The sequence below is a fragment of the Mojavia sp. genome, assembly GCF_059505145.1.
Map to the genome: position 1 here is coordinate 148,041 of NZ_JCACKA010000018.1, position 24,692 is coordinate 172,732.

Annotated in this window: 22 protein-coding genes; 17 read left to right on the forward strand and 5 right to left on the reverse strand. The window is 40.7% G+C overall.

The window, feature by feature from the left end; all coding sequences use genetic code 11:
- Window positions 1–259 precede the first annotated feature (259 nt).
- Window positions 260–733, forward strand: a complete 474-nt coding sequence (locus tag AC5JL8_RS02295; RefSeq protein ID WP_495878154.1) for an ATP-binding protein — start codon at window positions 260–262, stop codon at window positions 731–733.
- Window positions 734–841: 108 nt separating this feature from the next.
- On the opposite strand, the gene AC5JL8_RS02300 is transcribed toward AC5JL8_RS02295, so the two are convergent.
- Window positions 842–1,138: a DUF6439 family protein gene (locus tag AC5JL8_RS02300; RefSeq protein ID WP_495878155.1), complete on the reverse strand. Its 297-nt coding sequence runs from the start codon at window positions 1,136–1,138 to the stop codon at window positions 842–844.
- Between the two features lie 144 nt (window positions 1,139–1,282).
- Here AC5JL8_RS02300 and AC5JL8_RS02305 point away from each other — a divergent pair, with 144 nt between their 5' ends.
- Both AC5JL8_RS02305 and asnS read left to right on the forward strand, forming a co-directional pair.
- Window positions 1,283–1,645, forward strand: a complete 363-nt coding sequence (locus tag AC5JL8_RS02305; RefSeq protein ID WP_495878156.1) for a sll0565 family protein — start codon at window positions 1,283–1,285, stop codon at window positions 1,643–1,645.
- A gap of 2 nt (window positions 1,646–1,647) precedes the next feature.
- Window positions 1,648–3,039: an asparagine--tRNA ligase gene (gene asnS / locus AC5JL8_RS02310; RefSeq protein WP_495878157.1), complete on the forward strand. Its 1,392-nt coding sequence runs from the start codon at window positions 1,648–1,650 to the stop codon at window positions 3,037–3,039.
- Between the two features lie 97 nt (window positions 3,040–3,136).
- Here asnS and AC5JL8_RS02315 read toward each other — a convergent pair whose 3' ends face one another.
- On the reverse strand, window positions 3,137–3,616 hold the full coding sequence (locus tag AC5JL8_RS02315; RefSeq protein WP_495878158.1) for a hypothetical protein: 480 nt from the start codon (window positions 3,614–3,616) through the stop codon (window positions 3,137–3,139).
- Window positions 3,617–3,814: 198 nt separating this feature from the next.
- On the opposite strand from AC5JL8_RS02315, the gene AC5JL8_RS02320 reads away from it, so the two are divergent.
- From AC5JL8_RS02320 to AC5JL8_RS02355, 8 genes are all read left to right on the forward strand, one after another.
- On the forward strand, window positions 3,815–4,306 hold the full coding sequence (locus AC5JL8_RS02320) for a chemotaxis protein CheW (RefSeq protein WP_495878159.1): 492 nt from the start codon (window positions 3,815–3,817) through the stop codon (window positions 4,304–4,306).
- Between the two features lie 55 nt (window positions 4,307–4,361).
- Complete coding sequence (locus tag AC5JL8_RS02325) at window positions 4,362–5,600, forward strand: CheR family methyltransferase (protein ID WP_495878160.1); 1,239 nt, start codon at window positions 4,362–4,364, stop codon at window positions 5,598–5,600.
- Window positions 5,601–5,910: 310 nt separating this feature from the next.
- On the forward strand, window positions 5,911–7,587 hold the full coding sequence (locus tag AC5JL8_RS02330) for a methyl-accepting chemotaxis protein (protein WP_495878161.1): 1,677 nt from the start codon (window positions 5,911–5,913) through the stop codon (window positions 7,585–7,587).
- Window positions 7,588–7,659: 72 nt separating this feature from the next.
- Entirely contained in the window at window positions 7,660–9,441 is a 1,782-nt protein-coding gene (locus AC5JL8_RS02335; RefSeq protein ID WP_495878162.1) for a methyl-accepting chemotaxis protein, read from the forward strand.
- A gap of 9 nt (window positions 9,442–9,450) precedes the next feature.
- Window positions 9,451–10,191, forward strand: coding sequence for a chemotaxis protein CheW (locus AC5JL8_RS02340; protein ID WP_495878163.1), 741 nt, complete (start codon window positions 9,451–9,453; stop codon window positions 10,189–10,191).
- Window positions 10,188–12,569 carry a response regulator gene (locus tag AC5JL8_RS02345; protein WP_495878164.1) on the forward strand — a complete coding sequence of 794 codons (2,382 nt, stop codon included), beginning with the start codon at window positions 10,188–10,190 and terminating at the stop codon, window positions 12,567–12,569. Before AC5JL8_RS02340 ends, AC5JL8_RS02345 begins: the two co-directional genes overlap by 4 nt.
- A gap of 3 nt (window positions 12,570–12,572) precedes the next feature.
- Window positions 12,573–13,598 carry a chemotaxis response regulator protein-glutamate methylesterase gene (locus AC5JL8_RS02350; RefSeq protein WP_495878165.1) on the forward strand — a complete coding sequence of 342 codons (1,026 nt, stop codon included), beginning with the start codon at window positions 12,573–12,575 and terminating at the stop codon, window positions 13,596–13,598.
- Window positions 13,599–14,063: 465 nt separating this feature from the next.
- A complete protein-coding gene (locus AC5JL8_RS02355; protein ID WP_495878166.1) occupies window positions 14,064–15,440 on the forward strand; it encodes an ATP-binding protein in 1,377 nt (458 codons plus the stop codon).
- 660 nt (window positions 15,441–16,100) lie between these two features.
- On the opposite strand, the gene AC5JL8_RS02360 is transcribed toward AC5JL8_RS02355, so the two are convergent.
- Together AC5JL8_RS02360 and AC5JL8_RS02365 are read right to left on the reverse strand one after the other, a co-directional pair.
- Window positions 16,101–16,778, reverse strand: coding sequence for a response regulator transcription factor (locus AC5JL8_RS02360; protein ID WP_012407592.1), 678 nt, complete (start codon window positions 16,776–16,778; stop codon window positions 16,101–16,103).
- A 420-nt stretch (window positions 16,779–17,198) separates the two neighbouring features.
- On the reverse strand, window positions 17,199–17,579 hold the full coding sequence (locus AC5JL8_RS02365) for a (2Fe-2S) ferredoxin domain-containing protein (RefSeq protein WP_495878167.1): 381 nt from the start codon (window positions 17,577–17,579) through the stop codon (window positions 17,199–17,201).
- A gap of 333 nt (window positions 17,580–17,912) precedes the next feature.
- On the opposite strand from AC5JL8_RS02365, the gene groES reads away from it, so the two are divergent.
- From groES to AC5JL8_RS02390, 5 genes are all read left to right on the forward strand, one after another.
- Window positions 17,913–18,224 carry a co-chaperone GroES gene (gene groES, locus AC5JL8_RS02370; RefSeq protein WP_495878168.1) on the forward strand — a complete coding sequence of 104 codons (312 nt, stop codon included), beginning with the start codon at window positions 17,913–17,915 and terminating at the stop codon, window positions 18,222–18,224.
- Window positions 18,225–18,338: 114 nt separating this feature from the next.
- A complete protein-coding gene (groL, locus tag AC5JL8_RS02375; protein WP_495878169.1) occupies window positions 18,339–19,976 on the forward strand; it encodes a chaperonin GroEL in 1,638 nt (545 codons plus the stop codon).
- 167 nt (window positions 19,977–20,143) lie between these two features.
- Window positions 20,144–20,578, forward strand: a complete 435-nt coding sequence (locus AC5JL8_RS02380; protein WP_495878170.1) for a hypothetical protein — start codon at window positions 20,144–20,146, stop codon at window positions 20,576–20,578.
- A gap of 12 nt (window positions 20,579–20,590) precedes the next feature.
- Window positions 20,591–23,257 (forward strand): ParA family protein, encoded by a 2,667-nt coding sequence (locus AC5JL8_RS02385; protein WP_495878171.1) that lies wholly within the window; start codon window positions 20,591–20,593, stop codon window positions 23,255–23,257.
- A gap of 181 nt (window positions 23,258–23,438) precedes the next feature.
- Window positions 23,439–23,573 (forward strand): DUF4351 domain-containing protein, encoded by a 135-nt coding sequence (locus AC5JL8_RS02390; protein WP_495878223.1) that lies wholly within the window; start codon window positions 23,439–23,441, stop codon window positions 23,571–23,573.
- Between the two features lie 27 nt (window positions 23,574–23,600).
- Here AC5JL8_RS02390 and AC5JL8_RS02395 read toward each other — a convergent pair whose 3' ends face one another.
- Window positions 23,601–23,777 carry a type II toxin-antitoxin system HicB family antitoxin gene (locus AC5JL8_RS02395; protein ID WP_495878172.1) on the reverse strand — a complete coding sequence of 59 codons (177 nt, stop codon included), beginning with the start codon at window positions 23,775–23,777 and terminating at the stop codon, window positions 23,601–23,603.
- A 130-nt stretch (window positions 23,778–23,907) separates the two neighbouring features.
- Here AC5JL8_RS02395 and AC5JL8_RS02400 point away from each other — a divergent pair, with 130 nt between their 5' ends.
- Complete coding sequence (locus AC5JL8_RS02400) at window positions 23,908–24,690, forward strand: class I SAM-dependent methyltransferase (protein WP_495878173.1); 783 nt, start codon at window positions 23,908–23,910, stop codon at window positions 24,688–24,690.
- Window positions 24,691–24,692: the final 2 nt, after the last annotated feature.

The window sequence follows — 24,692 nt, forward strand, 5'->3', positions numbered from 1 at the left end:
CGGCTAACACACAGAACATGATAATGCTGTTTCAAATTCTAGGTTTCTCTTAAGTTGCTAACTAGCTTAAAAAGTTCTTGCCAGCCGTTTTAAATATTAAGCTATCCAAGCTCATAAACCGAGTCAATGCTCCCCAGCATTTTCAAAATTTAGTTTTAAAGACGCAAGTTTGAAGGCAGCATGACCACCTCAATTTTTATCAGGGTGCCTGTAACAGCAAACTGATGTCTAGCTAACTGAAAGCTATGGGGTTTCTCTTGTGATTACCATTTCGCTCCGTCCGGTTGGACGTTATTGGGGTACGATCAGTTTCGCCTCAACTCTCTATTTATGTCCGATATTAGACCTTCTGTTGGCAGAAATTCCAGCCAAATTGCAAGCAGAGCTGCGCCTAGGACTTCAAGAAGCCTTAGTCAATGCAGCGAAACATGGCAATAATCTTGATCCTAGTAAAAGAGTTGTAGTGCGTTTTTCGTTAATAGATAATCAATATTGGTGGGTAATATCAGACCAAGGCAGCGGCTTTCTGCCCTCGTCTGAATCTACTTGTGATGCCGATCCCAGTGATCCCACTGATCCCACAGACTATCTCCCACCAGATGAAGCGGAAAGTGGTCGCGGTTTATGCCTTCTGCATCAAATCTTTGATCAGGTAGAGTGGAACCGCAAAGGCACAGAATTAAGGCTTTGTAAATTATTAGAAAATCGGCCTCGCTTGTCTCTGCGGCGGTAAGGGATGAGATATTGGGTATTGGGACTGGGTATAGCAAAGTGCTGAGTTCTGAGTTGCTACCTCCCCTGCTCCCTGCCCCTCTGCTTCCCAATCCCCGATCCCCAATCCCTAATCCCTAGCCCCTGTTCCCTGATGACCGTGAGTTGGACAAGGGGGAGCAGAAATAGAGCGATCTAACCAACCAGCAGCCTGTTCTAATCTGGCGAGAGCTTCCTGTGGCTGATTCTTCAGGAGAAATACAATAGCGGCGGCGGCTTGTTCATTGGCACGAGAATTGCGGTTAGACTTGAGGCGATGCCAATCGTTAGGAGAAATGCTTAGTCTCTCCATCAGTGCTTGGGCTAGTTCCAAAGTGCTAAGTTCATTCAGTTGAGTTGTTTTAGGCAACTCGGTAGGTTGAGACATGATACTAAGTCCTGAGTGCTGAGTGAGCTAAAGAGTGCTTTGTCGCGTTAGTAAAATCAAAAGGCTGGCGTCGTTGCCATTAGCTGCCAAAAAAGCTAAATATAAGTGGCAAACTCGCTTTTAATCTTAGTTTACTACTTGTAAATGAAGCCGCCTAAACAACCACAACCGCCAGCAGGAAATCCCGAACCAGAATTTGAACAAGAATTAGAAGAAGTAGAGCGATCGCTTTTATCTTTAAAAGAACGCTACAACCAAATACAAAGCGATCGCGAACAAAAGGCACAATGGCAACAGCGTCGCCGCGAATTGCAGCAAAATAAATATCCAACGCCAGAAATCAAAGCAGAATTACGGCACATTAAACAGCAGTTAGAAATGCTAGAAATAAACTTAGAAAGCCAGTTATTTTCTTGGGGTAGCCTCAAAAAACCTTTCTGGCAAGCCGTCCGCTTTGGTGGAATGGGCGTTATCATAGGCTGGATATTAAAGTCCTGTGCTGGGTAAATATGGTAAATCGACGGATTGCAGAAATATTGCGAAGTGGTCAACCTGATGAGTCCCTCTTGGTTCAAGGCTGGGTGCGGACAAAACGCGAGTCTAAAGGTTTTGCTTTTATTGAAGTCAATGACGGCTCATCACTAGCTAATTTGCAAGTCGTGATTAATCAGGATTTGCCAGACTACGAAGCTATATTGAAAAATTTAAATACAGGTGCGGCGATAGAAGTTACTGGAGTTTTGGTTGCTTCGCAAGGTAAAGGACAGCGCATTGAACTGAAAGCAGAAACCCTGAAAGTCTACGGTGAAGCTGATCCCGAAACATACCCACTGCAAAAGAAACGTCATTCCTTTGAATTTTTGCGAACTATTGGACATTTGCGATCACGTACTAATTCCTTTGGTGCAGTTTTCCGCGTCAGAAATGCTTGTTCTACCGCAATTCACCAATTTTTCCAAGAAAGAGGCTTTTTGTGGGTACACACACCCATCATCACTGCTAGCGATTGCGAAGGTGCAGGAGAATTATTTAGCGTCACCAGCTTGGATCTAAAAAATATTCCCCGCACAGAGAACCAAGCAATAGATTACAGCCAAGACTTTTTTGGTAAACCCACATATTTAACAGTTAGCGGTCAGTTAGAAGCGGAAGTCATGGCGATGGCGTTTAGTAACGTCTATACCTTTGGCCCTACCTTCCGTGCAGAAAATTCCAACACTTCGCGCCACTTAGCAGAATTTTGGATGGTTGAGCCGGAAATGGCTTTTTGCGACCTAGAAGGCGATATGGATTTAGCTGAGGCGTTTCTCAAACACATTTTTCAATATGTGTTGGAAAAATGCCCAGAAGACATGGAATTTTTTAATCAACGTATTGACAATACTGTTTTAGCAACCGCCGAAAATATTATTAATAATCAATTTGAGCGTCTAACTTACACGGATGCGATCGCACTTTTGGAAAAAGCTGATTTTAAATTTGAATATCCCGTCAGTTGGGGCTTAGATTTACAATCAGAACACGAACGCTACTTGGCAGAACAACTCTTTAAGAAACCTGTAATCGTTACAGATTATCCAGCCCAAATTAAAGCGTTTTATATGCGCTTGAACGACGACGAAAAAACTGTCCGGGCAATGGATATCCTTGCACCTAAAATCGGTGAAATTATTGGCGGTTCCCAGCGGGAAGAACGCTTAGATGTCCTAGAACGCCGCGTAGCGGCACAAGGTATGAAGCCAGAAGATTTGTGGTGGTATCTTGATTTGCGTCGTTTCGGTACTGTTCCCCACGCTGGTTTTGGCTTGGGTTTTGAACGTTTGGTGCAATTTATGACAGGTATGGGAAATATTAGGGATGTTATTCCCTTCCCACGTACACCGCAGAATGCTGAGTTTTAGTTTCGCGCAAAGGCGTAAAGAAGAGTGCATTAATTGAGATTATTGTATTATTAATTATTTAATGCACTCTTCTATTTAACTAAATTTCAGGTTAATTTCATTGGAAATAATCTAGAGCTTTTTTCTTCTTAAAATCACTAACTCTAATTTCTAAACTTTCAATTACCCTCAAAACCTCATCTAAATTCTCACTTTTTGAAGCTAATTGAATATCATTAATCCATATATTCACTTCAACAGCAAGATTTTTAGATTTGCTATAGTTATTATTTGCCTGTTGTTTGAGATATTCAGAGACCTCATCAATATTCTTAGGTTCTCCTTCTTTCAGGCTATGACTATACTTTTTGACTATTAGATCAGCAGAATTTTTAAATATTAACATTCCTTGGTTTTCAAGAGTATTTTGAATTTCAAGTTTCGTTCCATATATCCACATTCCTATACAAGAATCAGGTGGATTTTTTTGATAAATCTCAGTAACTTTTTCTTTAAGGGTTTGAACTAAAGCCTCAATATCTCGCTCGAATGGAGTTGGAGATTTGGGATTAGGCTCACGAAATAGGTTATAGAACATAGTATATTCATGCCTGGAGGTATAAGTCTCTAAATTTCTAATAATAAAGTTCCCTAAAACTCTGAGCGAATTAACATCTAGTTTTTAGAATCATTAATTGAGACAGACATCTTAACGAAAATAGGGTTCTCACTTTCGGGATCATGGGGCTATCTTGAGAGGGAAAATACTTTTTTGCAGCCTGGGTGAGGTAAATTGATGTTAATGTTGCTGTTCTGTATCGAGAATGAACGTTACGCGCTAGCCAGCGATCAAGTGCTAGAAGTAATACCCCTCGTCAGCCTTAGAACCCTTCCCCATAAACCTGATTATTTTGCTGGTATTTTTAACTATCGGGGACAGATTGTACCAGTAATTGATTTATGCCAGTTGATGCACGGTAAAAGCAGTCGTGATTATTTAAGTACTCGAATCATCCTCATCAACTATTGGGGTAATAAGCGCGATACCGCCTCAGAACAGCAAGCTTCTTATATTTTGGGATTGATGGCAGAACGAGTTGTAGAAACTTTACATAAAGCTGATGTTGATTTAGTGGATGTCAATGTCCAGATGAGTGCAGTGCCCTACTTGGGTAAGATGATCGTAGATAACCAAGGTATGATTCAGTGCCTTCGCACTGAGTATTTGTTATCAGAGTCTGAGCAAGTTTATTTCTTGCCCGAAAGTCAGGGAAACTCAATTTCTTGACATTGTTTACTCCTGCTACAGCCTTTACCATAAGCAATCAAGCATCGCTGAACAAATGACATATTCTGAGGGCGAAGCTTTATTAAGACGGAAGATTGGTTTAGATGCCTCTTCAATTGGCTCTGGTGCGATCGCTAGAGCTATTGATCGGCGGATGGCAGATTGTGGAATAACAGATATAGCAAGCTACTTAAGGCACTTAGAAGAATCTAGTCAAGAATGGCAAGCACTAATTGACAGTGTGATTGTTCCTGAAACTTGGTTCTTGCGAGAACCAGAGTCATTTAAATTTTTGCAGCAATATGCCATCTCTGAGTGGTTGCCAAATCAATCGCAGCGCGTATTGCGGGTTTTGAGTGTGCCTTGTTCAACCGGTGAAGAACCATATTCGATTGCGATCGCCGCCTTAGAGTCAGGATTGAATGTAGCAAACATCCACATTGATGCAGTTGATATTAGCAACAAGTGTCTTGCAACTGCCCAACGAGCAATTTATGACCAATACTCGTTTCGTGGTTGTTCACCCTCCTTTCAAGCTCGCTATTTCCAGGCAACTCCAGCCGGATATCAATTGAGTGAACAAGTAAGACATATGGTGAATTTTAGCCAAGGAAACTTAGTCAATCCAGATTTTCTGGCTGGAACAGCGCCTTACGATGTTATCTTCTGCCGTAACCTGTTAATCTACTTTGACCGCGATACCAAAGAACGCACCATTAGCGTTATAGAAAAATTATTAAGCCAAACTGGTTTGTTGTTTGTCGGACATGCAGAAGCCGGTGTACTATTCAACTCGCAGTTTGTGGCAGTTCCACACTCGTTAGCATTTGCTTATAGAAAGGTAAGTATTTCTCGTCATTCAGCCAAAAAGCATCCAGATCCCCGAAAACAAGCAATCGCAGATAAAAGACCTCCTCAACTGTCCAAATCCCAAACACAACAGCCAGTTGCCAAAACTAATACAAATCAGATCCTTCCAGATTCCACACCAGACTTGTTAGAACAAGCCAAAGCGCTAGCTAATCAAGGCTGCTTAAATGAAGCGATTCAACTGTGCAACGACTATCTCAGCCAAAATCGAATTAGTGTTGAGGCCTATGTCCTGCTTGGTCAAGCACAACAAGCGATCGGTCAGAATCAACAAGCCGCAGAATCTTTCCAAAAAGCAATCTATTTGCAACCTACCCAAGAAGAAGCGCTTACCCATTTAGCATTACTGAAAGAACATCAGGGAGATGTAGCTGGTGCCAATCTCCTCTGGCAGCGTATCCACAGGCTCCAAAATCATTTGTGAACTAAGGTATAAAGGCACTCACCCAACCGTAAAGAAACTTGTAGTTTTTTATTGTTTATTTACAGGTTGTTTGTCTTTTACCTAGCGTGGGAACTCTGCACATACAGGCATTTTTATTGCCTTGTACTCAATCCATGCTGGCGGCAGGTAATTTCAATAATTTGGTTTGCAGTTCAAGAGCTTTTTATACAGGCATTACTTGGACTGATATTTATCATATTTATTTTTTTTACTTACTATAATTTATTTCCAAAACGAAAAACTTAGCTTAGGTTTAAGAATAAATTTAATCAACAATGAGGAAAATAACATGATTGCCAACTGGAAAATTAAAGATTTAACCTTACTAGGCTTTTCTATACCAACAGTTTTAATGATTAGTTTTAGTGGCATGGTTTATTTGAATTCTAATCAAATAGGACAGACATTTAAACAAGTTAATGCTTCACAGATAGCTCTTACAGAACAAAACCGTATGCACCTTAGCATACTGAATATGGATCGACGAGTTCGTCGCTATGTAATTGATCCTCGATTTAATAAGGATGCTCTAGATTTATATCTAAAAGATCAGCAACAGTTTCAGGAAGGGCTGGAACAAGCAATTAATATAGCTGAAGATGTAAGACAAAAAGAAAAGTTAAAAAAAATACAACAATTTTATGAAACATACAACTCACTTAAAGAAGAAATAGTTAATTTAAATTTTGATATAAGCAATAACAAAGATGCGCTACAAGATTTTTTTCAGAAAACAAATGTTATAATTCTTGATTTTGAGGAAATTGGGAAAGAGTTTGACGCAACAGAAAAAGAGATATTAGAAAAAAATATTGCTTCAACAAAATCTTCTATAGCTTTCTTGAGTTTAGCCGCGGTTATTGCTTCAATATTATCTTTATTTATTGCTACTCTTGCTACGTTTTTAATTGCCCAATTTTTAGGAGCTAGAATTTCTAGAGCTGTACAAGCAGCAGAAAAAATTTCTATTGGTGATTTAACACAAACTGTGATTGAAGGAACATCCAACAGTAAAGATGAGGTTGGGCAGCTTCTCAAAGCTTTCCAGAGCATGACTCAGAATTTAAATACTCTGATCCGTCAGGTACAGCAGTCTGGTATACAAGCTACTTCCTCAGCTACCCAAATAGCAGCATCAGGTAAGCAACTAGAAGCAACAATTACTGAGCAGGTAGCTTCTACTAACGAAGTGACAGCAGCAGCCAAAGAAATAACTGCCACCTCTAGAGAACTAGTCAAAACTATGGAAGAAGTGGCAGCAATGTCACAAACCACAACAACAGCAGCCAACGATAGCCAAAAAGACTTACTACGCATGGAATCTACTATGCGCCAACTGGCAGAGGCTACCAATTCCATTGCCTCTAGACTTGGGGTGATTAGTGAGAAAGCCAACAATATTAACAATATCGTAGTCACGATTACCAAAGTGGCAGACCAAACAAATCTGCTGTCGTTAAATGCGGCAATTGAGGCAGAGAAAGCCGGAGAGTATGGCTTAGGCTTTGCTGTGGTTGCTAGAGAAATTCGGCGTTTGGCAGATCAAACAGCTGTCGCCACCCTTGATATTGAGCAGATGGTCAAACAAATGCAATCTTCAGTGTCTACAGGCGTGATGGAGATGGACAAGTTTGCCACAGAGGTAGGGCGGAGTGTGGAAGATGTTGCCAATATTAGTACTCAGGTCGGACAAATTATCGAGCAAGTGCAAGATTTGACACCGCGATTTGAAGCTGTTAATCAGGGGATGGAAACCCAGTCTCAAGGAGCGCAACAAATTAGCGATGCAATGACGCAGTTGAGTAGCACATCAGTACAAACGGCGGCTTCCTTAAGAGAAATCAATAATGCGATCGCTCAACTCAATCAAGTTGCCCAAGGTTTGCGTCAAGAGATTTCCCGCTTTAAGGTCAAGGCAGAAAACTCAAATCATAATTTTGCTGAATCCATCTCACTTCAGTTCTAAATTCTGATTAACCAAAAAGCAATTTAGTTCTTCTATTACGAAATTTACGAAAATAATCAATCCCAGGTATATATGCTTAAAAACATGAGTTTTCAATGGCGGCTAATTAGTTCCTTTTCATTGATGGGATTGTTAGTTTTATTTGTTGGTTTAGTCGGATGGAATGGAAATTCTCGGCTATCAAAGCACATTAACACTCTGACAGCTAATAACCTACCAAGTATTGATGGGCTATGGAAAGTCAATGAGGGGCAGAGCAAAGTTGAGGCACTCCAAAGATTTTTGCTGACTTTAGATATAACTACTGAGCAAAGGCAGGCTACATTAGCTGATATGCAAAAAACTTGGGAACAAATTGATGAAGGGTTTAAGCAATATGAATCTGCTCCTAAGAATAATAAGGAAGAAGAAGAACTTTATCAAAAATTACGTCCAGTATGGGATGCTTGGAAACAATCCCACCTAAAATTCATGAGTTTGGAGCATGAATATACTCGCATGGGTATTAATAATCCCTGGAAAATCCAACTTGAATTAGTAAGCCAAGGTAAAAGTAATACGCCTGAGATGGCAACTGTTAAAGCAGCAATAACAGCACACAGAAACTTAAATAGATATTTACTTAATGAAGGAGTGAACCTATTTAGAAAAACTGATGAAGCAATTGTTGCTGTTTTGCAAAATAATCAAGAATATGCATCAGATGTTCGTAAAACAGCAGAAGTTGATGTGAATCTCAGCACCTTTTGGATCTCTGTTGGCATATTATTAGGCCCAGTTATAGCAATATTTTTTGGAAGTATTATTTCACGTCAAATTGCAACTCAAGTTATTCGTGTTGTCGGTTTTGCAGAACAAATTTCTCAAGGTAATTTGACTAATGAAGTTAATGCTGACTCGAACAAAAAAGATGAAATTGGCAAGCTGATGATTGCTTTTAAAAGCATGAATCAAAATCTGAACACCCTGATACGTCAGGTACAGCACTCCAGCATACAAGTGACAACTTCAACAACAAAAATAGCAGCATCAGGTAAGCAGTTGGAGGCTACCATAACTGAGCAGTTAGCCTCTACCAACGAGGTGACAGCAGCAGTCAAAGAAATATCTACTACCTCCAGGGAACTGATGACAACAATGGAAGAAGTAGCGGATATGTCGCAATCTACAACTTCAGCCGCTAACAATAGCCAAAAAGACTTGTTGCGGATGGAAACAAATATGCGCCAACTGGCACAAGCCACAAATGCGATCGCTGCCAGACTCGGAGTCATTAGTGAAAATGCTAACAACATTAACAGTATCGTGATCACCATCACCAAGGTTGCAGACCAAACCAATCTGCTGTCATTAAATGCGGCAATCGAAGCGGAGAAAGCAGGAGAGTATGGCTTGGGCTTTGCGGTAGTCGCCAGAGAAATTCGCCGTCTAGCAGATCAAACTGCGGTTGCTACCCTAGATATTGAAAAAATGGTCAAGCAAATGCAATCGTCAGTATCCACAGGTGTGATGGAAATGGATAAGTTTGCTTCTGAAGTAGGGCGGAGTGTGGAAGATGTTGCCAGTATTAGCACTCAGATTACGCAAATCATCAATCAAGTACAAGATTTGACACCAAGATTTGATAGCGTCAATCAGGGTATGGAAGCACAATCTCAAGGAGCAATACAAATTAGCGATGCAATGATGCAGCTTAGTAGTACATCCTCACAAACAGCAGATTCGTTGCGGGAAATTAATCATGCGATCGCCCAACTTAATCAAGTTGCTCAAGGTTTGCGTCAAGAGACTACCCGCTTCAAAGTCAAGGCTGAGGATTTCTCATCCGCAGCCCTGATTTACCAAAATGCGTAACCTGCAACTATGAATAGTTACACCATCCCATCAAATAATGAGTCTTGTTGGAATGCTATAGGTATTGGAGGCGATCGCTCTTGCGCGGAATTATCCACTTTCACCCACTGCCGTAACTGCCCTGTTTACTCGACGGCTGGACGCCATTTACTAGAGCGCACCATACCGGAAAATTATCGACATGAGTGGACAGAGTTACTCGCCCAGAAAAGAGCAGGAGCCGAGAGTAAGTTACTCATGTCTCCTGAACATTCCCATGTACAGTCTTACGTTTTACCAGCCACAGAAACTCTGGCAGTCGTGATCTTTCGATTACAACGAGAATGGCTAGCACTTTCTGCTCAAGTCTTCAAAGAAACAACCTCACCTAGCCCAATTCATACCCTACCCCATCGCAGTAACCAAATTCTTCGGGGATTGATGAATATCCGAGGTGAGCTGCAATTGTGTATTTCATTGAGCAACCTGCTGAATTTGGAAGCAACTGATACCCCACCTCAACCACTAAGCCCGATGGTTTATTCACGCATAGTAGTGGTGGAAAAAGCAGGCTGCACTTGGGTTTTTGCTGTCGATGAACTCTACGGGGTACACCGATTTCATCGGGATGAATTACGAGATTCGCCGAACAACTTCACACCAGCAACTCAAACCTACGCCAAAGGATTTTTCCACTGGCGATCGCGCAGCCTGAGCTATCTGGATGATGAATTATTATTCACCACCCTCAGTAAGAAGGTGTTGCAATGACAAGAGAACAAGATTTCAGCAATCTTTCCTTGCTAGATTTATTCAGCATGGAAGTTAAAGCCCAGGTTGTCGTATTGAACGATTGCCTATTGGCCCTAGAAACCAAACCCCAGCCAAAAGAAGAACTAGCAGCCTTGATGCGGGCGGCTCACTCCATAAAAGGAGCAGCAAGAATTGTCCAACTCGATGCAGCGGTTACTCTTGCCCATGTGATGGAAGATTGCTTTGTTGCTGCTCAAGAGGGAATAATTACCTTAAGCGCGGCTCACATTGATGTCTTGCTGCAAGGGGTAGATATGCTTGTGCATATAGCTAAAGCTTGTGATGGCAATCCAGAACCGCATTTACCTGAAGATAGAAGCATACAATCACTGGTGAGTGCGATCGCCAATCTCCTAAAACCCGAAAATACTCCTGCCATATCCAGCAATATTGCAACCGCTGAAGTGGCAACTACCTTGATCACGGAGCCAACCACCGCACCGAAACTAGAGGAACATTTAGGAGCTTGGGGAAAGAGCGATCCCGGACAAATGTTCATTTCTCCCCCGCTACCTCAGCCACCCTCCCCAACTTCAGAAACTGTCACAACCCCGCTTCAGGTCTTGCAATCTTCCGAAAAAGCAGATATTATCCAAAACCGAGCTGTGCGGGTGAGTGCAGAAAATCTTAATCGCTTGATGGGGCTTGCAGGAGAGTCACTAGTTGAAACCAAATGGTTAGAGACATTTTCTGACTCTTTACTCAAAGTAAAAGCCAGCCAAAACAACTTATCGAGCTTATTAGATAAGTTACATGAATTATTAGGAGACCATCATTTAGCTCGGCAAATTGAAGAGCAGTTGGGCATTGCACGTCAAACAGCTACCGAATGCCGCCGACTATTGAGCGATCGCCATAATGAACTAGAACTGTTTTGCCAACGCTCCACTAACCTTGCAGATCGTCTTTATCGGCAAGTCATCGCCACTCATATGTGCCCATTTGCTGATGGCGGGCAAGGCTTTCCGCGCATGGTGCGAGATTTGGGCAGACAATTAGGTAAACGAGTCAAGCTAGAAATTATTGGCAAGTCTACCTTAGTAGATCGGGACATTCTCGAACGTTTAGAAGCGCCTCTTACCCATATTTTACGAAATGCTATCGATCATGGTATCGAATCGCCCCAAGAGCGTTTGGCAGCCGGAAAACCAGAAGAAGGAACTATCCGCATTGAAGTCATACATCGTGCCGGCATGTTGTCAATGACTGTTGCAGATGATGGTCAGGGAATCGGATTAGAGTTTCTGCGTCAGGAGGTTGTCAGAAAAAAATTAACCAATGCGGAAATGGCTGCACAGCTCACCGAAGCAGAGTTGATGGAGTTTCTGTTTTTACCCGGTTTTTCAACAGCACAGTCTGTAACTGAGATTTCTGGTCGGGGCGTGGGGCTAGATGTAGCACACAGCACAATCAGAGAAGTTGGCGGTACTCTGCGAGCAGTTTCCCGTCCAGGGAAAGGTATGACTTTTTACTTGCAATTACCATTAACTCTATCTGTTATTCGGACTCTACTGGTCGAAATCTCAGGGGAACCTTATGCATTTGCGCTGGCGCGGATTGATCAGTTGGTGATGCTGCCCAAATCAGAAATTGCTGTCTCGGAAAATCAGCCATTTTTTATGCTCAACGATCAGCCAGTTGGGTTGATATCCGCACATCAAGTGTTTGATTTACCAACGGGTGCTGTAAATCCAGAATTTCTGAGTGTGATCGTCATTAGCGATCGCCTCAGCCGTTACGGTTTAGTTGTAGATAAATTTCTCACTGAATGCAGTTTAGTTGTCAGGCCCCTAGATCCCCGTTTAGGCAAAGTCCCTAATATCAGCGCTGCGGCTTTGATGGATGATGGTTCCACGGTGTTGATTGTCGATGTTGAAGATTTAGTACGTTCTATTGCTAAAGTACTCTCTAGTGGGCAACTTAGCCAGGTAAATCAGTCTAAGCATCAAGCTGTTACTAAAAACTACAAACGCGTTTTAGTCGTTGATGATTCGATAACCGTTAGAGAAATGGAACGCAAACTTCTGGAAAATAACGGTTACAAAGTTGAAGTAGCAGTTAATGGCATGGATGGGTGGAATGCAATCCGCAGTAGTGACTACGATTTGGTAATTACAGATATTGATATGCCCCGCATGAATGGCTTTGAACTGACTAGTCAAATCAAAACTCATGCGAAATTGAAACATAAACCTGTGATTATCGTTTCTTATAAAGACCGAGAAGAAGACCGACTGCAAGGCTTAGAAGTCGGAGCAGATTACTATCTCACCAAGAGTAGTTTTCACGATCGCACCTTGTTAAAAGCTGTTATTGATTTGATTGGAGAAGCTTAAGCAGTGAGAATTGCCATTGTTAACGATACAGTCATGGCAGTAGAGGCGCTGCGACGAGTTGTGGCAAAAGTGCCAGATTACAAACTGGCATGGGTTGCTTACGATGGTGTGGAAGCTGTAACCAAGTGTTTAGCAGATACTCCTGATTTGATTTTGATGGATGTATTGATGCCTAGCATGGATGGAGTAGAAGCTACACGGCGGATCATGAATCAATCTCCCTGTGCAATTCTCATGGTCACTGCAAGCGTGAGTCGTTACGCAGCCAAAGTTTTTGAAGCGATGGGTTATGGTGCTTTAGATGCTATTAACACGCCAGCTTTAGGTTATGGTCAACAGGCAGAAGGTAACACTGGGCTACTTAATAAAATTGCCATTATTGCCAGACTGATTGGGAAACCTTCACAACAGCGATCGCAACTCAGCACACCACGCCAACCTGACCGCTACCAAAAACCACTCTCACCGCTGATTGCGATTGGGGCTTCTACTGGAGGGCCACAAGCATTAGCAACTATTCTTTCTCAATTCCCCAGTGATTTTAATGCAGCTGTGGTCATTGTGCAGCATATAGATGCCCAGTTTGCCCAAGGGTTTGCCTCTTGGTTGGATGAACAAATTCCATTATCAGTGCAGCTAGCTACTCCTGGCGCTTTACCACAGCCTGGGAAAATTCTGATTGCTGGCACAAATGAGCATCTGGTAATGCGTAGCGATCGCACCCTTGGCTATGAACGAGAACCCCTAAATTGTTCTTATCATCCATCTGTCGATGTTTTCTTTAAAAGTGTAGCTAATCATTGGATGGGAAAAGGAATTGGGGTGCTGCTTACAGGTATGGGTCGTGATGGCGCTCAAGGTTTAAAATTATTGCGGGAAGAAGGTTGGCACACCATTGCCCAAGACTCCAAAACTTGCATTGTCTATGGTATGCCCAAAGTGGCTGCTGAACTCAAAGCTGCGGTAGAGATTTTACCAGTTGAGGCGATCGCATTAGCCTGCATCAAAAAGCTGTCAACCATTCAGTGATATTGCAATTTACTTTAATTGTTGAGTTGCTATAGATGCGATCGTATCTCTTCAAAATCGCAATTCACTCAAATAAGCACTGCTATAATAACTCGACCGGAAAAAACTTTATATCTGGCCTTACGGTTAACCTATTTTGTATTCAGAAAAAGATTAGGTAGCAGTGAAGTTTAACTGTTATTTATCTCTAAATAATTACTAGCCAAATGTATGGCTTAACACTTAATCCAGTACATGAAGTTAATTTTTATTTAAAAATATTTTCCTAAATCGAATGCTTGTAATTACCTAATTTTATTTTATTTAAAATAAGAAATTTTATAAGTATACTTACTTTAATTTTACGAATTAATACAAAATATATTTACTAATATTGCTTAGGATAAAATCGACATATTCAATAAAGTTTTTGTAGACTTTGTAGATTTTGTATATTTTAATAATCAATATTGTGGTGGAAAGCATATGATGTTGCAAACCGAATCAATTGCACAAATAGTCAAAGAGATTCAACCTTTCTTACCTAATTTAAACCAGTTAAAAAATCCTGCTGCCAGTAAATTTGGGATTAATCTCCATACAGACGCTGTTACCTTGCTGCTAATTGACGATCAAATAATTATTGGTGAAGCAGTCCATCGAATTCTCGCTCCTGAAACAGATATTTCTGTCCACTATGTCAGCGACCCAACTCAAGCAATCCAAAAGGCTATTTCGATTGAGCCAACGGTTATTCTTCTAGATATGGTAATGCCTGAAATAGATGGATTGATGCTACTGCGGTGGTTTAGATCTCATCCAGTAACTCGTGATATTCCTATTGTCATGCTATCGAGTAAAGAAGAGCCAAAACTGAAAGCAGATGCCTTTACTGAAGGTGCAAATGACTACCTGATAAAACTACCTGATGCAGTAGAGCTAATTGCTCGCATCCGTTACCACTCCAGAGCATACAATAACCTCAAAACGCTGACTAATACAACTATCAAAGCTCAACAGCAAGCACAGCAGTTAGAGAACACCTTACAGCAATTACAAAAAACCCAAGTCCAACTAATTCAAACCGAAAAAATGTCAAGTTTGGGTCGGATGGTTGCAGGTTTAGCTCACGAAATTAATAACCCTATTAGCTTTATTCAAGGCAATTTTAATCCTCTTAGTAGTTATATTGAATGTCTATTAAATTTAATTGAACTATATCAACAAGAATATCCAAATGCTACTTCTGGAATTCAAGAAAAAATTACAGACATTAATCTGGATTTTATTATTGAGGATTTGCCAAAAATACTTTCCTCAATGAAAATAGGTACGGATCGTATCCGTGAAATTCTGTTGTCATTGCGAAACTTCTCACGACTTGACCAAGCCGAAAAGAAAGCAGTGAGTATTCATGATGGTATTGACAGTACTTTATTAATTTTGAGCCATCGACTTAAACAGGGTATTGAAATTATTAAAAACTATGGCGAATTACCATTAGTTGAATGCTATCCAGCACAACTAAACCAAGTATTCATGAATATTCTTAGTAATGCCATTGATGCTTTACTAGAGCAAAAATCACAAACACAAAAGCAAATTGTGATTCAAACTGAAACAATTAATTCCAACAAAGTCAGAGTCACAATTAAAGATAATGGCCCTGGAATTGATTTAGAAATACAAAGCAAAATATTTGATCCTTTTTTTACAACTAAACCTGTAAATAAAGGAACAGGGTTAGGTTTAGCAATTAGCTATCAAATTATTGAGAACCATCATGGCAATATCCACTTAACATCCCGGTCTGAATACGGGACAGAATTTGCCATAGAAATCCCCATAGCATTAGTTAATTAACATAACCTACGAGGGCGATACTGTCTTTGTTAAGTATGAAAGAAACACTCGCTTGCTAAATTTCATGGTGCAATTTGATGAGGAGATGCTTACCCTGATTAGGTATAAACTAAGCGATGTACTGATGATAATAAGGCACTCTCAATGCTAATCTAAGTAAGGAATGCTGAGATTGGCGCAAGGTCGAGTAAGAACGCATTGCTAGGACTGATCAGCGTCAACTTTAAGGCAGAGTATGAAGCTAACGCTGATGTCCCAAGTTCGAGGTCTTGTCTGCTTTTACAACATCAGAAGCCATTTTTTGGAGAGAATCACCTACTTGTAAGCATAGAAGAGCAATGATAGCTCACAAGCAAAATCACCAAATTTATCCCGGCAGTGGCGGGTGAAACGGAGGAGTCCGCAAAACAGCTGATTTGCAAAAATACGGGAGCCAAGACTCTATTACAAGTTATGAATCCTGAGATATGAATTATGAAATTCAATCTTTAGTTCACAATTCATAATTTATTGGCTTCGCAAATGAAGGTAAGGATTTTATGATGGGATTAAGAAGATTTTCACCAATTCATCCTTAAAGTGAATGGCTAATAACTCAACTATCAGCTATCAGCAGTCAATTAAACAGTTAAAAGCTGACAGCTGAACGCTGATAGCTATTTAAGCCATTTGATTTTCAATCGCCCACCGTGCTAGTTCAGTACGGTTGTGGAGATTGGTTTTGCCCAACATATTGGACACATGGCTTTCCACAGTGCGCTGACTGACATTCAATTCTTCGGCAATTTCCCGGTTAGCTAAACCCCTAGCTACAAACTGTACTACTTTCAGTTCGGTTGGGGTTAATTGCACATCGAAGGGAACCTGGATACGAGAACCGTTTTCCCCTCCTTTTGCTTGGTGTTCTTTCCAACGGATAGTTTGCTTCAGCGAAGATTCTACTTGCGCTACGAGTTCTTCTGGTTCAAAAGGCTTGACCATATAGACGTCAGCACCTTTATTGAGACCCTTAACTCGGTCTGCACTTTGTCCCTTAGCCGAAAGGAAAAGAACAGGAATCCAGCTGGTGCGTTCATTTTGCCGGACTTGTTCTACAAAGGTATATCCGTCCATTTCCGGCATCATCACATCGCATATGATCATGTCTGGAACATCTTGCTCTAAAATTTCCAGAGCTTCTCGTCCATTTTCGGCGGTGATGACTTCATATCCCCGGAATTCCAAGTAATCCTTCACCAGCAAGATGAGGTTAGGGTCATCATCAATCAGTAGAAGTCGTTTGTGATCTTTCATGCTGGGCTCTTTCATAGCAGTGGCACTTGTCGCGCTTCGGTCCATCAAGGTCTTGTATAGTTATCCTCTATGGTGGATTATTTGAGATGTCTTTACTTTCCCACTTAACTTGCCTTTGCTTGTTGCAAGTCTCATAGGTAGTTATCACCTTTGGGAGACTGCCAATTCATTGGCAATAGTCCAGTAAGGATACGTAGAGCAGTAGTAATTATAATGCGTTATTATATATCGCTTTGAAAGCGGCGGGTGAAAAAAACGCTGATTAAATAATAATCCTTCCGATTCACAAGTTAAGTATTGGCTTAAGATGACCCTAGCTCAAAACCAACCCCGCTTCAGAGCGTTTACTACTTATTACGATATCTTACGGATGTTAAGCCTCGATCAGATGTTCACAAGCAATCAAAGAAGTTTCTGGCAAAGGATGGGTTAAAAATGCATATTCTTCAACCACCATTATGCCTATTAAGTGTTCTTTGAGATCCGCTCAATAACTTCTGGGTTTGCTTGACGATACCAGACACCATCCGGGTAAGCCACCATTATCGGTCTAGAACAAGAAACTCGCAAGCAATTAGCTTTAGTTCTAAGGATGCAAATGGGATGACTATTTTGCGGCTGGCCGAGTTTTGGCTCTTGAAGACGCTTTTTTAAGTATTCCCAGGATTCCAGACTAGCTTGTTTTGAGCAGCAGTTAGCAACTGTCTGGTCAGCACAAATAAAAATGTGTCGGTGAATTTTTGCAATTCCTATAGTTTCTACATAATTATGCAGGGCTTTTTTGTCTAGAGATTTAGTGGTTTTGGGGATTTGACGGCTGGACTGGATCACTGTATTGTTACTCATCGAGCGCCTCCCTGATTACAGTTCTATAACAATTTCCCCGCTTTGCAAATAAAGTTCTCCATATAAAAATATTCGTACCTTACGGAACAGAATCCGAAAATAAGACATAAATAAGTATTTATACTTAAATATCTACTTAAACGACGTACACCAATAACGGTTGAAAATGGGCAATAGGCGTTAGTAAATGCTATTCTCCCCAATCCCCCTGTCACCTTGTCCCCTTCCAATCTAGTTCGGGAACCCGTACACCAACAATTGTTGCCATTACATGCCGCTCTTCGGTAAATTAGCACTCAGGAGTTGAGAGTGCTAACTCTGGAGAAGAAATATATGGCAGCTGTATCTTTAAGCGTTTCTACAGTTAAACCTCTAGGCGATCGCGTTTTCGTGAAAGTGAGCGCCTCAGAAGAAAAGACCGCAGGTGGTCTGTATTTGCCCGACACCGCCAAGGAAAAGCCTCAGGTAGGGGAAGTAGTAGCCCTTGGCCCTGGCAAGCGTAACGATGACGGTTCTCGTCAGGAACCAGAACTTAAGGTCGGAGACAAGGTGCTGTACTCCAAGTACGCTGGCACTGATGTCAAGCTCGGCACAGAAGAATACGTCCTGCTTTCTGAAAAAGATATTTTAGCAGTCGTTGCATAGAGTAATGAGTTGTGAGTGATGAGTTGTGAGTCGAAAACTCTTCCCTAACTCAGCGCTGAAACCTCAAAATTCAAAAGTAATTCAAAACTTAAAACTCAAACCTATTCAGGAACTATGGCAAAGCGCATTATCTATAACGAGAACGCCCGTCGCGCCCTAGAGCGAGGCATGGACATCCTAGCTGAAGCTGTGGCAGTTACCCTTGGCCCCAAAGGCCGTAACGTAGTGCTAGAAAAGAAATTTGGCGCACCGCAAATCGTCAATGATGGCGTCACCATTGCCAAAGAAATCGAATTAGAAGATCACGTTGAAAATACTGGCGTAGCTTTGATTCGCCAAGCTGCTTCTAAAACCAACGACGCTGCGGGCGATGGTACAACCACTGCCACCGTTTTGGCTCATGCGATTGTAAAAGAAGGCTTGCGGAACGTTGCAGCTGGTGCAAATGCAATTTTATTGAAGCGTGGTATTGATAAAGCCGCCAGCTTCCTAGTTGATAAGATTGCCCAACACGCTCGTCCCGTAGAAGATTCCAAAGCTATTGCCCAAGTTGGTTCCATCTCAGCTGGTAACGACGAAGAAGTCGGTCAGATGATTGCCCAAGCAATGGACAAGGTGGGTAAGGAAGGCGTAATTTCCCTAGAAGAAGGGAAATCTATGACCACCGAATTGGAAATCACCGAAGGTATGCGCTTTGACAAAGGCTATATCTCCCCTTACTTCGCTACCGACGCTGAACGGATGGAAGCCGTCTTCGACGAGCCTTTCCTTCTGTTGACCGATAAGAAAATCGCTTTGGTACAAGACCTTGTGCCCGTGCTTGAGCAAGTAGCTCGTGCTGGTCGTCCTCTGGTGATTATTGCCGAAGATATTGAAAAAGAAGCTTTGGCAACTCTGGTAGTCAACCGCCTGCGCGGTGTGCTGAATGTGGCTGCTGTTAAGGCTCCTGGCTTTGGCGATCGCCGCAAAGCTATGCTAGAAGATATCGCTATCCTCACTGGTGGTCAGTTAATCACTGAAGATGCTGGTCTGAAGCTCGACAACACCAAGCTCGATAGCTTAGGTAAAGCTCGCCGCATCACCATTACCAAAGACAACACCACAATTGTTGCCGAAGGTAACGAAGTTGCAGTTAAGGCTCGGATCGAACAAATCCGTCGTCAGATTGACGAAACTGAATCTTCCTACGACAAAGAGAAGCTGCAAGAACGCCTCGCTAAGTTGGCTGGTGGTGTAGCAGTTGTGAAAGTCGGTGCAGCCACCGAAACCGAAATGAAGGACAAGAAGCTGCGCCTAGAAGACGCTATTAACGCTACCAAAGCTGCTGTGGAAGAAGGTATCGTTCCCGGTGGTGGTACAACTCTGGCTCACCTCGCTCCTCAATTGGAAGAGTGGGCAAACAGCAGCCTTTCCGGTGAAGAGTTGATTGGTGCGTTGATTGTCGCTCGTGCTTTACCAGCACCTCTGAAGAGAATTGCTGAAAACGCAGGTCAAAACGGTGCTGTGATTGCTGAACGTGTCAAAGAGAAAGAATTCAACGTTGGCTACAACGCTGCAACCAACGAGTTTGTTGACTTGTTTGCTGCTGGTATTGTTGACCCTGCCAAAGTGACTCGTTCTGCTCTACAAAACGCTGCTTCCATCGCTGGTATGGTGTTGACAACCGAATGTATCGTTGTTGACAAGCCTGAACCTAAAGATGCTGCTCCTGCTGGTGGTGCTGGCATGGGTGGCGGCGACTTCGATTACTAAGATTATCTAATCCCCTATTTGTGAAAACAGCCGCTTCCTGGTGGAGGTGGCTGTTTTTTTGTGTCAAGATTCAGGTCTTTCAAACGAGAAAATAACGAATTAATAATGTTAAGGGAATTGCCACTTAATAATATACCGATCAAATTTGAACTCTAAGTTTGCTAAGTATGGAAGATTACCAAGCCGCCTTTATGCACCGTCACCTTGATACTGAAATACTATGTCAATCTGGAAGGAAAGTAGCAGCTATGCACTTGGGAGGCGTAGCCATTGAGTGTTTATTAAAAGCAATGATTTTTGCTACCTTACCAAAGGGTGCAACTCAGGAATGGAAGACAGATTCTACTAATCCTGGGCATACTATTACTAATCCGGGACATAGTTACATAGAAGCATTAAACCGGCACAATCGACTTAAATCTAGAATTGCTAATTTTCCTGAAGTGCGAAAGTGGCTTGACGAAGTGGAAAATCCAAATAGCCATAATTTTATAGATATGCGTTATTCTGGCCTTGAGCCTGATGATGAAAGTTACAAACGCTGGTTAAAAGCCTATCGGAGTCTTAAAGGGTGGTTACAGAAGCAAACTACTCAACTTTAAAGAGGTGGTCAAATGCAAGAAAATTGGCAGCTTTTGCTAAAGCAGGAAATTACAAACCAGTATGTGCATAATTCACAAGAATGGGTTGATTTAAATATTTCTACATCAGGTTTATTGAATTTGACTATTGTAAGCGATCGCTTTATTAATTTATCTATTTCTCAACGCAAAGAACAAATTTATAACTTATTTAAATCACAAGTTCCTCATTTATCTCCTGGGTTTATTTCCTTATATACGCCTCAAGAAGCAGATTCACTAAATCTTTCAGCACCGCAGGTTTTTAATACAGCTTCAGTACAAACTTGGCAAGATTTAGCAATTCAAGCAGCAAATCCGCAAAATCAACTTCTAGTACCCCAGCGTGAACTCAGGTTACCCAGAACAGTGACCTTTTATTCCTTTAAAGGAGGAGTAGGTCGGACTACTGCATTAACTCATGTTGCTTGGATTTTGGCAATGCGGGGACGTAAAGTTGTGGCTGTTGATTTAGATTTAGAAGCACCTGGGTTGAGTACAGCATTCAACCTCAAGCCCCAACCCAAATATGGAATTGTTGACTATTTTTATGAGCGTTCCTACTTACCAGAAGCAGTAGAGCCAAGTATTTCAATTGCTGAAATATTTGGTGAAGTGAGAATATCTAACGCCACAGGAAGATTATTTGTTGTTCCCGCTGGTTCTCTTAATCTTGATTATGTTTCCAAGGTTGACGATCTCCATGCTACTACTGTTATTGATGGAGATCAAAGCCTTTGGTCTGTTTTTAAACGTGAAATTTACGAACAATTAAAACCCGATATTATCTTAATTGATTCGAGAACTGGAATCAATCAATGGGGAGCTTTATCATTAATTCAAGCAGCTGATGAAGCAATTGTATTTCTTTTTCCTAACGAACAAAATAAACAGGGAGTAGAACTGATACTACAATCACTTCAAGGAATAAAAAAATTATCAATTAATTTTGTTTTTTCTCCTGTGCCTGATGTTACTAAAATTGGTTTATCTAAAGTAAAAAAAGTTTGTAAATCTTTGCTTGAAACGATAAAAATAGTACCCAATGAAAGTGACGATGAGGAGTACCTAGATAATTATCAATCAGAAATAGAAGAACCTTTAGTAGTTCCTTACCTACCGCCAATTGCTTTAGCTGACAACTATCCTGTGCCAGCTTTACTAGATTACTATAATAAAATTGCCAACTTAATTGATGAAGAAACTGATGAACTCCAACGCAGAAATATTTTAGCTAATTTAGAGAAACGCTGGTCAATTATTGAAAGCCTGCAATTTCCTGAAGTAAATGCTGCCGATACACAACATTTGAGTCTACTATTTCAGCGTACCACTGATTTTGAAAAATTTTTAGATGATACAACCTGTTTGATAAGAGGACGAAAAGGAACAGGTAAAACTGCTCTGTATTCGCTTTTTCTTAAACACAAAAGTGTTGCTCAAAAACTAGCTCATGGGCGGTTGGACAATACTGTATTTTTGTCAGCACATGGTAGCTTTAAGGAAAGCCGCCCCTCTCGTGATGAATTCCAAATAATCCATCAAAGTTTGCAGCAAAATAATGGTTCATGGGAAGCTTTTTGGAGAGCTTATTTACTGCTGAGGTGTCATCAAGAAGACTTATTTAAGTTTCCTAAAGGTGACAAGTTTAGTGAACTGAAAGAAATTATCAATAAGTTGCCTAATGAAAGATGGCAGTATGAATGTACCCAAGCTTTACTACAATTATCTACTCACTCTCATCTGCTACTTATAGTCAAAGATGTCATAGATATAATTAATCAAGAAGCCAAAAATAAATCTCAGAAGCTGTGGTTTCTTTATGATGATTTAGATGAAGACTTTCGTAAAGTAGGAGAAGTAAGACAGCAAGCACTCACTGGATTATTTCAATTAATTCAGTCTTGTGATGCTAACAGATTAACAGCAATTAGGTTTAAAATTTTCTTGAGAGAAGATATATGGAATCGTTTAATTTTTGACAACAGAAGTCATTTCAATGGGCGCGATATTCTCTTACAGTGGACTAGAGTTGATTTTTTACGATTAGCACTGCGCCAAGTAATACAATCTAAAAATTTCAAGAATTTGGTTGATAGATTCTCTCCTATTGCTGTTGAAAGTATTGATCAAGCTAGTGAAGAAGTTATTGATAAAGCATTAGAATTACTTTGGGGAAGTCGTCGCAGAACAGGGGACAAAGCTAAATATGTATCTAGATGGGTTTATGAAAGATTAACAGACTCAAGTGGTACTACTTATCCTCGAAGTTTAAGCATATTATTAGAAGGAGCAAAAGAGCAAGAATTAAGCTATAAAGGAAAATCATCAATTCAACCACCCACTGACCGATTACTGCGAAGTAAATCTTTAGAAATAGGGTTGAAGAAAGCATCAGAAAAACGCTGTGATGAAATAAAAGAGGAATATCCTGATTTGGCTAATTTTTTTGAATCTCTAAATCAAAAATCAGCATTTTTAGATCAAGAAGAATTACATACTATATGGCAAGAATCAGCACATGATATAGCAGATTTTGAAGAATTCGCTTCTTTTTTAAGTGAAATTGGAATTATTGAATTGCGCGAAAAACAGAAACGCTATAAGGTTGCAGATATATATGTATATGGATTTGGAATGATTCGTCAAGGTGCAGTATAAGAATATTTTTAAATTTATATTCCTGTTTGTGTAGAAGTGTTCGTAGATTTGCAGTTAAGAAAAGATTTGATTCATCAATTATTACGGTAGGATATTTGAAAGAGTCTGTAATTTATCAAAATATTCTTTAAAAGGAAGCGTTTAAATTAATTAACCGTCTCTTAAACGAAGTTTTGGTGATATCGATGCATCATTACTAGAGCAAGTTCGGAATTTATCTGCTGAACAGTTAGAAGAGTTGGGAGAAGAGTTGCTTGATTTTTGTGAAATTGCTGATTTGGTAGTTTGGTTAGAACAGCATAATATGGGTGAGTAAAGTTGTAAAGTATCAAGTAAGCGCAATTCAGGAAGTCCTCATCTTTAAATTGCCCTCTAGCAACTTATGTGCTACATCACGAGCAATTTCTAATGTTTCTGCAACTGTCCGTCCTTGAGCGACTAAACCTTGAAGTTCATCAGATGTTGCTAAATAAACGCCTTCTGGTAATTTTTCAATGTGGATATTCAGCAATCTTTCCATTTTCGTAAGCTTTATTATTTATTATTCACTTTAATTTCTATTGTATCGCTTTTCTAAATACAAGCGATCGCGCTACTTTTTCCTTCTCTGTATGAACCATTAATAAATACTACTTTCTCTAAGAAACCCCATGAGCGAAACTAACACCGATATAACTCCCCTTCACACCCTCAATCCACTAAATCGATTTTCCGATAGAGCAGAGGATTATGTAAAATATCGACCAAGTTACCCAGCAGATGCAATTGATATTATCCTCAAAGGCTTAAATACAAATTCACAAATTGTAGCCGCTGATATTGGCGCAGGTACAGGAATTTCTTCTCGATTATTAGCTGAACGCGGAGTTAATGTAATTGCTATAGAACCAAATGCAGCAATGAGAGAAGCTAGTGAACCTCATCCATTAGTAGAGTTTCGTGATGGAACAGCAGAAATTACCAATTTACCAGAAAAATCTGTTGATTTAGTAACTTGTTTTCAAGCTTTTCACTGGTTTAATCCACAACCAACTTTATCGGAGTTCCACCGAATTTTAAAACCATCAGGAAGGTTGGCTGTGGTGTGGAATAACCGTGATAACGAAGATGCTTTAACGTCCGAATATAGCCGCTTGGTACGTGAAGCATCTAACAACCATCCAGCAGAATCACGGATGCAGTCGGTGGAACCACTATTAGTAAATCCTCTTTTTGCTAACGTCCGAGAATATACGTTTATTTATCGACAAGAGTTAGATTTAACTGGAATTATTGGTCGTGCCAAGAGTGTTTCTTACTTACCTAATGAAGGTTTAGTATACGAACAACTTATTTATAATTTACAAGAATTATATCAACGCTTTTGCAATGAGCGTGGTTTTGTGTACATGGTTTATCGCACCAGTGTACATCTTGCTGAAGCAATTATTTAAAT